This window comes from Streptomyces sp. L-9-10 (assembly GCF_004151105.1).
In the GTDB taxonomy this organism is placed as follows: Bacteria; Actinomycetota; Actinomycetes; order Streptomycetales; family Streptomycetaceae; genus Streptomyces.
The window spans coordinates 265,488-278,244 of the sequence record NZ_PHRF01000162.1; the positions used below are offsets into that span (position 1 = coordinate 265,488).

At 70.9% G+C, this 12,757-nt stretch carries 10 protein-coding genes and 1 tRNA gene; 7 read left to right on the forward strand and 4 right to left on the reverse strand.

All coding sequences use genetic code 11. The features are described from left to right. Positions 1 to 48 precede the first annotated feature (48 nt). A tRNA-Val gene (locus CU044_RS34705) sits at positions 49 to 120 on the forward strand. A 73-nt stretch (positions 121 to 193) separates the two neighbouring features. On the opposite strand, the gene CU044_RS34710 is transcribed toward CU044_RS34705, so the two are convergent. Next, complete coding sequence (locus tag CU044_RS34710) at positions 194 to 928, reverse strand: 3'-5' exonuclease (protein WP_129772708.1); 735 nt, start codon at positions 926 to 928, stop codon at positions 194 to 196. Between the two features lie 263 nt (positions 929 to 1,191). Between CU044_RS34710 and thrS the strand changes: the two genes are divergently transcribed. Beyond that, positions 1,192 to 3,168, forward strand: a complete 1,977-nt coding sequence (thrS, locus tag CU044_RS34715) for a threonine--tRNA ligase (RefSeq protein WP_129772709.1) — start codon at positions 1,192 to 1,194, stop codon at positions 3,166 to 3,168. A 63-nt stretch (positions 3,169 to 3,231) separates the two neighbouring features. On the opposite strand, the gene CU044_RS34720 is transcribed toward thrS, so the two are convergent. Then, a complete protein-coding gene (locus tag CU044_RS34720; RefSeq protein WP_240046009.1) occupies positions 3,232 to 3,921 on the reverse strand; it encodes a potassium channel family protein in 690 nt (229 codons plus the stop codon). A gap of 66 nt (positions 3,922 to 3,987) precedes the next feature. On the opposite strand from CU044_RS34720, the gene CU044_RS34725 reads away from it, so the two are divergent. Continuing rightward, entirely contained in the window at positions 3,988 to 4,548 is a 561-nt protein-coding gene (locus tag CU044_RS34725) for an HIT domain-containing protein (RefSeq protein WP_129772711.1), read from the forward strand. A 32-nt stretch (positions 4,549 to 4,580) separates the two neighbouring features. Here CU044_RS34725 and CU044_RS34730 read toward each other — a convergent pair whose 3' ends face one another. Together CU044_RS34730 and CU044_RS34735 are read right to left on the reverse strand one after the other, a co-directional pair. Beyond that, entirely contained in the window at positions 4,581 to 6,236 is a 1,656-nt protein-coding gene (locus CU044_RS34730; RefSeq protein ID WP_129772712.1) for a hypothetical protein, read from the reverse strand. Positions 6,237 to 6,464: 228 nt separating this feature from the next. Next, positions 6,465 to 8,672 carry an elongation factor G-like protein EF-G2 gene (locus CU044_RS34735; RefSeq protein ID WP_129772713.1) on the reverse strand — a complete coding sequence of 736 codons (2,208 nt, stop codon included), beginning with the start codon at positions 8,670 to 8,672 and terminating at the stop codon, positions 6,465 to 6,467. A gap of 286 nt (positions 8,673 to 8,958) precedes the next feature. Between CU044_RS34735 and pgsA the strand changes: the two genes are divergently transcribed. From pgsA to CU044_RS34755, 4 genes are all read left to right on the forward strand, one after another. Continuing rightward, a complete protein-coding gene (gene pgsA, locus CU044_RS34740) occupies positions 8,959 to 9,627 on the forward strand; it encodes a phosphatidylinositol phosphate synthase (protein ID WP_129772714.1) in 669 nt (222 codons plus the stop codon). After that, a complete protein-coding gene (locus CU044_RS34745) occupies positions 9,624 to 10,529 on the forward strand; it encodes a phosphatidylinositol mannoside acyltransferase (protein ID WP_129772715.1) in 906 nt (301 codons plus the stop codon). The genes pgsA and CU044_RS34745 overlap by 4 nt, the downstream gene beginning before the upstream one ends. Next, positions 10,526 to 11,716, forward strand: coding sequence for a glycosyltransferase family 4 protein (locus CU044_RS34750; protein WP_129772716.1), 1,191 nt, complete (start codon positions 10,526 to 10,528; stop codon positions 11,714 to 11,716). The genes CU044_RS34745 and CU044_RS34750 overlap by 4 nt, the downstream gene beginning before the upstream one ends. Positions 11,717 to 12,142: 426 nt before the next feature. Beyond that, positions 12,143 to 12,688 (forward strand): hypothetical protein, encoded by a 546-nt coding sequence (locus tag CU044_RS34755; RefSeq protein ID WP_129772717.1) that lies wholly within the window; start codon positions 12,143 to 12,145, stop codon positions 12,686 to 12,688. Positions 12,689 to 12,757: the final 69 nt, after the last annotated feature.

Sequence of the window (12,757 nt, forward strand, 5' to 3'; positions counted from 1 at the left end):
TCGGTTTGTAGGAAGCCCGTGAGGGCCTGTATCGTTCAGTCCGTTCCCGGGCGATTAGCTCAGTGGGAGAGCGCTTCGTTCACACCGAAGAGGTCACTGGTTCGAACCCAGTATCGCCCACCGGGAAAGGCCGGTCCGTCGATGACGGACCGGCCTTCGCGCGTTCCGCCCCCTTGCGTCACGGCCCCCCGGATCAGGCCGCCTCCGCGGGCAGTTCGGGCCGCAGGGGCCAGGCCGGATCCGCCGCATCCTCGCCGCCGCGCGAGAACCACGTCTGCTGCCCCCGGATCTGCGCCGCGTGCCAGACGGCCTGGAGCGTGTGCAACTCGGTGGCGCTCAGCCGCTCCATCCGCGCGGAGAAGCGCCGTCCGACCGCGCGCACGACGTCGAGCGCCGCCTGCGCGGCCAGTTCGCCGCCGGTCGCGTCCCGCACCCCGTCCAGCTCGATCTCGTAATGGGCGCAGAGATCGGCGAGCGTACGGCCGCCCTTGCGGTACCGGTCCAGATGGTTGTCGAGGACCAAGGGGTCCAGCACGCACAGCGGCACGTTCCGCAGACACTCGGCGAGCGACGAGGCGCGGTGGCGGCGCAGCTCGCGGTCGAGGACCGTCAGATCGAACGGCGCGTCCATCACCACGAGCGGCCGGCCCGCCGCGCACTGCCCGGCCAGCGCCCGCGCCATCTCCTCCACCGCCGGAGCCGGCCAGCGGCCGTTGCGGTGCAGGAAGTCGTCCGTGAGCCCGTGCACCTCGGTGGCGGCCGCGGGCACGGGCACACCGGGATCGATCAGCCAGCGCGTCACCCGCGGCTGGGTGCCCGCCATGTCCTGGACGACCAGCGCGGCCGAAACGATCCGGTCCTCCTCGGCGTCCACCCCCGTCGTCTCGGTGTCGAATGCGGCCAGCGGCCCTTCGTACCAACACGTCATTCCCGAACTCCTCGCGCATGAGCGGCAGATGTTCCAGCTCTGCCCGAAAAGGGGATACCCGGACAGGTCGTTCGGTACGCGCCGTGTCCGGTGGGCGCCTTACGGTGACCGGACGGGATGCCGGGCGGAATGAGAGGGGGCCGGTACCGCGCTGTTCCGCCTGTGTCCCGGCTAACCGTTTCGCGCGCGGCCCTCCGGGCTCGGTACGATTCAGAACGCGCAGCGACCGCTGTCGCGCCTCGCGAGTACAGCAGGAGAGACCGGTGTCAGACGTCCGTGTGATCATCCAACGCGATTCCGAGCGGGAAGAGCGCGTGGTGACGACGGGCACTACGGCGGCCGAGCTCTTTCCCGGTGAGCGCACCGTGATCGCCGCGCGTGTGGGCGGCGAGCTGAAGGACCTCGCGTACGAGATCGGCGAGGGCGAGGTCGTCGAGCCCGTCGAGATCTCCTCCGAGGACGGCCTCGCCATCCTGCGCCACTCCACCGCGCATGTCATGGCGCAGGCCGTACAGGAGCTGCACCCCGAGGCCAAGCTGGGCATCGGCCCGCCGGTCAAGGACGGCTTCTACTACGACTTCGACGTGGCGACCCCATTCACCCCCGATGACCTCAAGGCCATCGAGAAGAAGATGCAGGAGATCCAGAAGCGCGGCCAGCGCTTCTCGCGCCGCGTCGTCACCGACGAGGCGGCCCGCGAGGAGCTGGCGGCCGAGCCGTACAAGCTGGAGCTCATCGGCATCAAGGGCGCCGCGTCCACCGACGACGGCGCGGATGTCGAGGTGGGCGGCGGCGAGCTGACCATCTACGACAACCTGGACGCCAAGACCGGCGAGCTGTGCTGGAAGGACCTCTGCCGCGGCCCCCACCTGCCCACCACCCGCAACATCCCGGCGTTCAAGCTGATGCGGAACGCCGCCGCGTACTGGCGGGGCAGCGAGAAGAACCCGATGCTCCAGCGTATCTACGGCACCGCGTGGCCGTCGAAGGAAGAGCTGAAGGCGCATCTGGAGTTCCTCGCCGAGGCCGAGAAGCGCGATCACCGCAAGCTCGGCAGCGAGCTCGATCTGTTCTCCTTCCCCGACGAGGTCGGTTCGGGTCTCGCGGTATTCCACCCCAAGGGCGGTGTCATCCGCCGGGCGATGGAGGACTACTCGCGCCGCCGGCACGAGGAGGAGGGGTACGAGTTCGTCTACACACCGCACGCCACGAAGGGGAAGCTCTTCGAGAAGTCCGGGCACCTGGACTGGTACGCCGACGGCATGTACCCGCCCATGCAGCTCGACGAGGGCGTGGACTACTACCTCAAGCCCATGAACTGCCCGATGCACAACCTGGTCTTCGACGCGCGGGGCCGCTCCTACCGTGAGCTGCCGCTGCGGCTGTTCGAGTTCGGGACGGTCTACCGGTACGAGAAGTCGGGCGTCGTGCACGGGCTGACCCGGGCCCGCGGCTTCACCCAGGACGACGCGCACATCTACTGCACCAAGGAGCAGATGGCGGACGAGCTGGACTCGACGCTCACCTTCGTGCTGAACCTGCTGCGCGACTACGGACTGACCGACTTCTATCTGGAGCTGTCCACCAAGGACCCGGAGAAGTTCGTCGGTACGGACGAGGCGTGGGAAGAGGCCACCGAAGTCCTGCGCGCGGTGGCCGAGAAGCAGGGGCTGCCGCTGACCCCCGACCCGGGCGGCGCCGCGTTCTACGGTCCGAAGATCTCGGTGCAGGCGCGGGACGCCATCGGCCGTACGTGGCAGATGTCGACCGTGCAGCTGGACTTCAATCTGCCGGAGCGCTTCAACCTGGAGTACACCTCGCCGGACGGGTCCAAGCAGCGTCCCGTCATGATCCACCGCGCGCTGTTCGGGTCCATCGAGCGCTTCTTCGCGGTGCTCCTGGAGCACTACGCGGGCGCGTTCCCGGCGTGGCTGGCGCCGGTGCAGGCGACGGGTATCCCGATCGGCGACGCGCATATCCCGTACCTCCAGGAGTTCGCCAAGGCGGCGCGGGCCAGGGGGCTGCGGGTCGAGGTGGACTCGTCGTCGGACCGTATGCAGAAGAAGATCAGGAACGCGCAGAAGCAGAAGGTTCCGTTCATGATCATCGCGGGCGACGAGGACATGGCCAACGGCGCCGTCTCCTTCCGGTACCGCGACGGTTCGCAGGAGAACGGAATCCCCGTGGACGAGGCCATCGCGAAGATCGCCAAGGTCGTCGACGAGCGCGCCCAGATCTGAGGACGAGGTCAGGTCCGCGACCGCGGCCGGTCCGCGACCGTCGTCGGTCCGAGTCCTGACCGGTCAGGACGAAGCCCCCGGGGAGCCGTCGCCTCCCGGGGGCTCTTCCTTGCCCTCCCTGTCGAAGACCTGGATCAGCCAGGACGAGAACGAACCGGTCACCGCGCCGAGCAGCGCCAGCCCGCACCCCATCAGGAACACCGCGAACACCCGGCCGAGCGGCGTCACGGGTGTCACATCGCCGTAGCCGACGGTGGTGATCGCCGAGCAGGCCCACCAGACCGCGTCGCCGAACGTGGTGATCGTGGCCCCCGGCGCGTCGTGCTCCTGCTGATAGACGGCGAGGGCGGCGGCGAGGCTCAGCAGGACGGACGTGATCCCGGCATACGCCATCACCCGCCCGTAAAGACTGAGCCGGGGACGGTCCCGGCGCCGCTGGAGCGTCACATAGGTGTTCACGATCCGCAGCGGGCGCAGCAGCGGCAGTACCAGTACGACGGTGTCCAGCCAGTGCGTACGGACGAACCGGAGACCCTGGCCGCTGAGCACCAGCCGCACCCCGTAGTCCACCGCGAAGAGCAGCCAGATCAGCAGGGCCAGGCCCAACGCGAGGTCGCGCCAGAACGGGTCGGGGCTGTGGTCCAGGACCCGTACCGCGTAGCAGGCGAGGAACAGCACCGAGGCCACGAGCAGCGGCAGCTCCGTGCGCCGCTCCCAGCCGAGCTGCCGGTCGGGCCCATTTCGGACATGCATCGCCCCAGCATGGCCGGGGCCCGTCGGGCGCGGGCCCGGCGACACGCTCCGCGGGGCCGAAGTCATATGCTGCACAGCATGACGAGCGAGCCGGAGCAGCAGATCGGAGTGGGGACCCAGGACGCGTTCCAGCGCCTGTGGACGCCCCATCGGATGGCCTACATCCAGGGCGAGAACAAGCCCACCGGACCGGGCGCCGAGGACGGCTGTCCCTTCTGCTCCATCCCGTCCAAGTCCGACGAGGACGGACTGGTGATCGCGCGCGGCGAGCGGGTGTACGCGGTGCTGAACCTCTACCCGTACAACGGCGGGCACCTGATGGTGGTGCCGTTCCGTCATGTCGCCGACTACACGGAGCTGGACGAGGCGGAGACCGCCGAGCTGGGCCTGTTCACCAAGCGGGCGATGACCGCGCTCCGTACGGCGTCCGGCGCGCACGGCTTCAACATCGGGATGAACCAGGGCGCGGTGGCAGGGGCCGGGATCGCCGCCCATCTGCACCAGCATGTGGTGCCGCGCTGGGGCGGCGACACCAACTTCATGCCTGTCGTCGGACATACGAAGGTGCTTCCGCAGCTGCTCGCCGACACCCGGGCGATGCTGGCCGATGCCTGGCCGCGCCCGTAGGCGCGGTTGCCACGCGTTCGCGGGCGCCGCCGCTACGCGTCGTAGGCGTCGGCCTTCTTCGGCGACAGATCCTGCACCGCGCCGCTCAGCGAGGACGCACGGCCCTTGAAGCGTTCGGTGTCCACGCCGTGCTCCTCCAGCACCCGCAGCGCGGCGTTGTGCGCCACGCGCAGTACGGGGGTGGCGGCGCGCATCGCGTCGTCTGCCATGAAGCGGTGGCGCCAGGGCTGATCGGCCCAGGCGTGCCGCAGACCGAAGGGCTCGGGCAGCGACAGCTTGCCGCCGAGGAAGTCCAGGATCGGCGGATACCAGGTGAACGGCGCACGGACCGCGAGCCGCACCACCTCAGGCGGATCGATCAGGGGCAGCGTCCGTGAGGTGGTCTCCCAGAACCGGACCGTCTTGGCGACCGTGACGGTCTTGGGCGAGGACTTCGTGGTGAACAGGGAGTGCACCGGGCCCAGGGCATGGCCGGTGACCTCGATGCGCAGGGTCTCGTGGAGCACGGTGACCGTGATCATCATGGTGATCACCAGCTGGCCGTCCCAGAGGACGAACTGCACGCCCAGGTAGTGCCGGTCGCCGCTGCCGAACTGCTGGTGGTTGCAGATCCGCTGTATCTCGTGGGGCTTGACCTGGAACGCCTCCACGTCCTGGCCCTCACGCCGGGACACCGAACCCGCGCCCTCGCCGACCGGCGACACGATCCAGTGCTTCACGGAAGGCGTCGGAAAACCACCGGAGTTGAGCGGCCCGCGCTCCAGCAGCTTCATCTGGTCATGGATCGCCCGTATCACGTCATACGCGCGGAACTGGTGGATCTCCTTGCCCGCGTCCCTGGGGACGAGCTCCTCGGCCAGCTGCCAGCTGCCCCAGCGGGTGCCCATGCCCAATATGCCCTTGGGGCCCGCGTAGAAGACCATGTTGGACCGCTGCTCGGCGGTGAGCTTCTCCAGGCCCTGGCGGAGCGCCTCGCGGGTGGCGTCGCCCGGGTTCCCCGGCACGGCTTCGGGGATCTTGGCTCCCACCCCGCCGCCCGAGAGGAGATTGTCCCAGCGGGTGCGCAGATCCTTCGCGGTCATCTCGCAGATCCGCCTGGCGACCAGCCAGCCGATGACGGGCGCGACGATCATGCCGCGCAGATACCAGCCCAGCACGCCGTTGAACGGCAGCGCGACCAGCACGATCACCGCCAGCGCCGCCACCGCGAACAGCAGGGCGCCGCCCACCATGCCGGCCCGCTTGTCCTTGGCCCCCGCCAGCGTGCGGCGCAATTGGAACACGCCCAGCCAGAGCAGCAGTCCGGGCAGGAACAGCACCCCGAACACCACGGTCACGGCGGTGAGTTTGGAGTCACGCTCCTTGCGGATACGCGACGCCGCCAGGGCGTGCTCCACCACGGTCTGCGGCTCCATGCCGAAGGACTGGATCAGCGCGCCACGGCCGCCGCCGAGCATCCGGAGCTGTACGGCACGGGAGAACGCCTCGCCCAGATTCGGCTCGAAGAGCGAGAACTTGCCCTTCGAGACCGAGGACTTGTGCCACTCGTTGTCGGCCTTGAGGATCTCCTCGACCGGACTGTCCCGGTACGCGGCCGAGGCGAGGGCATGCGTCGCCGCGGTCTGTCCGTCCGAACCCATGATCGGGACCTGTGCCCCCGGGCCGAAGTCGAATACGTCGTCCGCCACTGACGCCCCTTCGCCACAAGGTTCCGCTGCCGCGGCCGGCCACCCGGCGCGCGTGCCCCGCACACCTGCTGGAGCTGGGCACCACAGCGTAACCGGGCCGTGCCCTCCGCGTCAGGAGACCTGGCGCTCTTTCGCCACACGCGGCACCCGAAAGCCTGGAACGGGACAACTCTCCGGCCCCGGAACGGATTTACCGGACAGGGCTCGGACCCCGCACCGGAACGGATGTCAGACCCCTGCCCCCTCCCGCTCGCGCAGCCGGTCCGCGACCGCGGGCGGCATGGGCTCGTGGCGCGCGTACGCCCGGCTGAAGCGGCCGGTGCCGTGCGAGACCGACCGCAGGTCCACCGCGTACCGCCCGATCTCCAGCTCCGGGACCTCGGCCTTCACCAACGTCCTTCCCTGCCCGGCCTGTTCGGTGCCGACCACCCGGCCGCGCCGGCCGGACAGATCGCTCATCACCTGCCCCACGTACTCGTCGGGCACCAGGACCGCCAACTCCGCGACCGGCTCCAGCAGATGGATGGACGCGTCGCCCGCGGCCTCGCGCAGCGCCAGGGCGCCCGCCGTCTGGAACGCGGCGTCGGAGGAGTCCACCGAGTGGGCCTTGCCGTCCAGCAGCGTGATCCGGATGTCGACGAGCGGATGCCCCGCCGCGACACCCCGCGCCGCCTGGAGCCGTACGCCCTTCTCGACGGAGGGGATGAACTGCCGCGGCACCGCGCCGCCCACGACCTTGTCGACGAACTCGATCCCGGACCCGGGAGGCAGCGGATCCACCTCGATCTCACAGATCGCGAACTGGCCGTGGCCGCCGGACTGCTTCACATGGCGGCCGCGCCCCGCGGAGCTCTCGCCGAAGGTCTCCCGCAGCGCGACCCGGTACGGTACGGCGTCCACCTGCACCCCGTACCTGCTGCGCAGCCGGTCCAGCGCGACCTCCCGATGGGCCTCGCCCAGGCACCAGAGGACCACCTGATGGGTGTCCTGGTTCTGTTCGAGCCGCATCGTCGGGTCCTCCGCGACCAACCGCGCGAGCCCCTGGGACAGCTTCTCCTCGTCGGCCTTGCTGTGCGCCTCGACGGCCAGCGGCAGCAGCGGATCGGGCATGACCCAGGGCTCCACCAGAAGCGGATCGTCCTTGGCGGACAGCGTGTCGCCCGTCTCGGCGCTGGACAGCTTCCCGACACAGGCCAGATCACCGGCGACGCAGTGGGCCAGCACGTGCTGCTGCTTGCCGAAGGGGGAGGACAGGGCGCCGATCCGCTCGTCGACGTCGTGATCCTCGTGCCCCCGGTCGGTCAGCCCGTGGCCCGAGACATGGACCGTCTCGTCCGGCCGCAGGGTGCCGGAGAAGACCCGTACGAGAGAGATCCTGCCGACGTACGGATCCGAGGCGGTCTTGACCACCTCCGCCACCAGCGGTCCCCGCGGGTCGCAGCGGATGTCCGGACGCGGGGCGCCCCGCAGGGTCGTCACGACGGGGGCCGGCCGCTCCAGCGGGGTCGGGAAGCCGCCGACGATCAGGTCCAGCATCTCGACCGTACCCAGGCCCTGCCGGGCGCCGGGCGGCGCGGGAGCCGCCGCGAGCACCGGATGGAAGACACCGCGCGCCACGGCCTTCTCCAGATCCTCGATCAGCGTGGTGACATCGATCTCCGCGCCGCCGAGGTAGCGGTCCATGAGGGTCTCGTCCTCGCTCTCCGCGATGATCCCCTCGATCAGCCGGTCGCGGGCCTCCTCGATCCGCGGCAGCTCGTCGGGACCGGGCGGATTCTCCCGGCGTTCCCCGGAGGCGTAGTCGGAGATCTTCCGCGACAGCAGCCCCACGAGCCCGGTGGCCGGAGCGTGTCCGTCGGGGCCCTCCGCTCCCCGCACCGGGAGATAGAGCGGCAGCACGGCGTCCGGATCGTCCCCGCCGAAGATCCGCGCGCAGATCCGGGTCATCTCGTCGAAGCCGGTGCGCGCCGTGTCCAGATGCGTGACGACGATCGCGCGCGGCATCCCGACCGCCGCGCACTCGTCCCAGACCGTACGGGTCGCACCCGCCACGGCCTCCGCCTCCTGGGCGGCCGACACAACGAAAAGGGCCGCGTCCGCGGCCCGCAGACCGGCCCTCAGCTCCCCGACGAAATCCGCGTAGCCGGGGGTGTCCAGCAGATTGATCTTGCACCCGCCCCATTCCAGGGGCACGAGAGAAAGCTGTACGGAACGCTGCTGGCGGTGCTCGATCTCGTCGTAGTCCGAGACCGTCGCGCCGTCCTCGACCCGTCCCGCCCGGTTCACCGCTCCGGCGGTGAGCGCCAGAGCCTCGACCAGCGTGGTCTTTCCCGAACCGCTGTGGCCCACCAGCACCACGTTCCGTACGGACGCGGGCCGGTCGGCCGTCGGCGCCCTTCCGGCGGCCCCGGGGTGTATACGCGCCTTGTCGCCCATGATCCCTGCCTCCCGGTCGTCCACGTGAGGGGATGGAGAGAGGAGCGGGCCGGGTGAGCCGCGCGGCAGCTCCGGCGAGGCCCGCGGTGGTCCTTCGAGCTTCGCACCCCGGCCACGGTGCGTCCATACGTCGTACGCGGGCGCATGGTGCGGGTGCCCCGGAGTACGGCGCCGGGGTCCTGGCTACGATGGGCCAGGTCCTGTCCGAAGGCCCACGGAGACCCACCGGACAGGGCCCAGCCGGTGGCCGTCGGGGCCACGCGGCCCACCGAACCTCGGGAAGGCCATGCTGAACAAGTACGCGCGTGCATTCTTCACGCGTGTCCTCACACCGTTCGCCGCATTTCTGCTCCGCCGCGGAGTCAGCCCGGATGCGGTCACGCTCATCGGTACGGCCGGAGTGATGGCGGGTGCGCTGGTCTTCTTCCCTCGCGGGGAGTTCTTCTGGGGCACCATCGTCATCACCGTCTTCGTCTTCTCCGATCTCATCGACGGCAATATGGCCAGGCAGGCAGGGATCTCCAGCCGCTGGGGCGCCTTCCTGGACTCGACCCTCGACCGGGTCGCGGACGGCGCGATCTTCGCCGGATTCGCGCTCTGGTACGCGGGCACCGGCGACAGCAACGCGCTCTGCGCCGTCGCGATCTTCTGCCTGGCCAGCGGCCAGGTCGTCTCGTACACCAAGGCCCGGGGGGAGTCCATCGGGCTGCCCGTGGCCGTCAACGGGCTGGTCGAGCGCGCCGAGCGGCTGGTCATCTCGCTGGTCGCGGCCGGTCTCGCCGGGCTGCACGGCTTCGGAGTCCCGGGCATCGACATCCTGCTGCCGATCGCTCTGTGGATCGTCGCCGTGGGCAGCGTGGTCACACTCGGCCAGCGCGTCGTCACGGTACGCCGCGAATCCGCCGAGGCCGACGCCGCGGCGGCCGGCTCCCGGGGCAGCGGGGCCACCTCATGAGCGGGGCGCGCGACCGCGTGACCGACGCGCTGTACGGGCTCGGCTGGGGCGCGGTCAAGAAGCTGCCGGAGCCCGTGGCCACGGCCCTCGGCCGGACCATCGCGGACACCGTGTGGAAGCGGCGCGGGCCGAGCGTCCTGCGCCTCGAATCCAATCTCGCGCGTGTGGTGCCCGACGCCGGGCCCGAGCGGCTCGCCGCGCTCTCCAAGGCCGGGATGCGCTCGTACATGCGCTACTGGATGGAGTCCTTCCGGCTGCCGGCCTGGAGCACGGAGCGCGTGCGTGCGGGCGCCGAGATCAAGGACATCGACCTGCTGATGGACGGACTCGCCTCCGGACGCGGCGTCGTACTGGCCCTCCCGCACATGGCCAACTGGGACCTCGCGGGCGCGTGGCTCACTCGGGGACAGGGGGTGCCGTTCACGACGGTCGCCGAGCGGCTCAAGCCCGAGACGCTGTACGACCGGTTCGTCGCCTACCGCGAGAGCCTGGGCATGGAGGTCCTGCCGCACACCGGCGGCTCCGCCTTCGGCCGGCTCGCGCGGCGGCTGCGCGGCGGCGGACTGGTCTGCCTGGTCGCCGACCGCGATCTGTCGTCGTCCGGCGTCGAGGTCGACTTCTTCGGGGACGCCGCCCGGATGCCGGCGGGGCCCGCGCTGCTCGCCCAGCAGACCGGGGCGCTGCTGATGCCGGCGGCGCTCTGGTTCGACGATTCGACGGTCATGCGGGGACGCGTGTACCCGGCGATCGAGGTACCCGGGACAGGTACCCGCGCCGAGAAGACGTCTGTGATGACACAGGCGATGGCCGATGCCTTCGCCGACGGAATCGCCGAGCACCCGGAGGACTGGCACATGCTGCAACGGCTGTGGCTCAAGGACCTGGAGCGGGGGCCCGAGTGAGGATCGGCATCGTCTGCCCGTACTCCTGGGACGTACCGGGCGGAGTCCAGTTCCACATCAGGGATCTGGCGGACCATCTGATCCGGCTCGGACACGAGGTGTCCGTACTGGCCCCCGCGGACGACGAGACCCCGCTCCCGCCGTACGTCGTCTCGGCCGGCCGCGCCGTGCCCGTCCCGTACAACGGCTCGGTCGCCCGGCTGAACTTCGGCTTCCTGTCGGCCGCGCGGGTACGGCGCTGGCTGCACGACGGCGCTTTCGACGTGATCCACATCCACGAACCGACCGCGCCGTCGCTGGGTCTGCTCACCTGCTGGGCCGCGCAGGGCCCCATCGTCGCCACGTTCCACACCTCGAACCCGCGGTCGCGGGCCATGATCGCCGCGTACCCGATCCTCCAGCCCGCGCTGGAGAAGATCAGCGCGCGGATCGCGGTGAGCGAGTACGCGCGACGGACGCTGGTGGAGCACCTGGGCGGGGACGCCGTGGTCATCCCGAACGGCGTCGACGTCGACTTCTTCGCCAAGGCCGACGTCAACCCCGACTGGCAGGGGCGCACCATCGGCTTCATCGGCCGGATCGACGAGCCGCGCAAGGGCCTGCCGGTGCTGATGAACGCCCTCCCGAAGATCCTCGCCGTCTACCCGGAGACGCGGCTGCTGGTGGCGGGGCGCGGGGACGAGAAGGAAGCGGTGGAGTCGCTCCCCAAGGAGATGCGGGAGCGCGTCGAGTTCCTCGGCATGGTCAGCGACGAGGACAAGGCGCGGCTGCTGCGCAGCGTCGACCTGTACGTCGCGCCCAACACGGGCGGCGAGAGCTTCGGCATCATCCTCGTCGAGGCGCTGTCGGCGGGCGCGGCGGTACTGGCGAGCGATCTGGACGCGTTCGCGCAGGTCCTGGACCAGGGGGCGGCGGGCGAACTGTTCACGAACGAGGACGCGGACGCGCTGGCGGGGGCGGCGGTACGGCTGCTGGGCGACGCGGAGAGGCGCGCGGAGCTGCGGGAGCGGGGGAGCGCGCATGTGCGGCGCTTCGACTGGTCGACGGTGGGGGCGGACATTCTGGCGGTGTACGAGACGGTGACGGACGGGGCGGCGTCGGTGGCGACGGACGAACGGACGGGACTGCGGGGCCGGTTGTGGCGGCGGGGAGAGGGCGACGGCGAGGCGCTCTTCTCGGGCGGGTAGCGGTTCGTTTCGGCGGTGGCCGGTTTCCGGGTGCGGTTCGGCCGGGGCCGGGGCCGGGGCCGGTGCGCCGTCCGGCGGGGGGCGCGGTCCGGGGCGCGTTTCGGCTGGGGCCGGTGGTTGTGTGCGGGGTGTTGCCGGGGTGCGCTCCGGGCCTCGCGCCCGGGACTGCATGCTGTGCTTTCCCGGGGGACACCTCCGGACCCCCGTACGGCGCGACTCCGGCCTGTCGTTGGTTCGGGCGTTCGTGCGCCACACATCACGCTCTACGTCCCGGACACGACCCCTGCGCGCCCCCCTTCACCGCCCGTCACGGACTGGCGCGGCCGTGCGCGAGGGCGGGCGGGGGAGGCGGCGGCACCCGGCCCCGGCCCACGACGACGAGACCGCACCACGACCCCCCGCCGGGAGGCGATACCGTTGCCCGTTGTGATCGAGACCCTTATCTGGATCGTCGTCGCCGTCGTCGCGATCGGCCTCTACCTCAGCTGGACCGCCGGCCGCCTCGACCGGCTGCACGCCCGTATCGACGCCGCCCGCGCCGCCCTCGACGCCCAGTTGCTGCGGCGCGCCTCGGTCACTCAGGAACTGGCCTCTTCCGGCGTGCTCGATCCCGCCGCGTCGATCGTCCTATATCAGGCCGCGCACGCCGCCCGGCAGGCCGAGGAGGAGCAGCGGGAGGTCGCGGAGAGCGAGTTGAGCCAGGCGCTGCGGGCCGTCTTCGGGGAGACCGCCCAGGTGGAGGCGGTGCAGGCCGCGCCCGGGGGCGAGGAGGCCGCCGGGGAGCTCGCCGCCGCGGTGCGGCGCGTACCCATGGCGCGCCGGTTCCACAACGACTCCGTACGCGCGGCCCGCGCGCTGCGTCGGCACCGCAAGGTCCGCTGGTTCCGGCTCGCCGGCCACGCGCCGTTCCCGCTCGCGTTCGAGATGGACGACGAGCCGCCGGTCGCGCTGGCCGACCGGCCGGGTACCTGAGCACGCGAAACGAGCCACCGCCTCCTCATTGGCTCTTGCTGTGGACTGGTTCCGGGGCGTTTTCTGGTG

Excerpts from the sequence above, each read along its gene's own strand:
- pgsA (WP_129772714.1), top strand. The coding sequence starts at position 8,959 with ATGCTGAACAAGTACGCGCGTGCATTCTTCACGCGTGTCCTCACACCG.
- CU044_RS34725 (WP_129772711.1), top strand. The coding sequence starts at position 3,988 with ATGCTGCACAGCATGACGAGCGAGCCGGAGCAGCAGATCGGAGTGGGG.
- CU044_RS34710 (WP_129772708.1), bottom strand. The coding sequence starts at position 928 with ATGACGTGTTGGTACGAAGGGCCGCTGGCCGCATTCGACACCGAGACG.
- CU044_RS34720 (WP_240046009.1), bottom strand. The coding sequence starts at position 3,921 with ATGCATGTCCGAAATGGGCCCGACCGGCAGCTCGGCTGGGAGCGGCGC.
- CU044_RS34735 (WP_129772713.1), bottom strand. The coding sequence starts at position 8,672 with ATGGGCGACAAGGCGCGTATACACCCCGGGGCCGCCGGAAGGGCGCCG.
- CU044_RS34745 (WP_129772715.1), top strand. The coding sequence starts at position 9,624 with ATGAGCGGGGCGCGCGACCGCGTGACCGACGCGCTGTACGGGCTCGGC.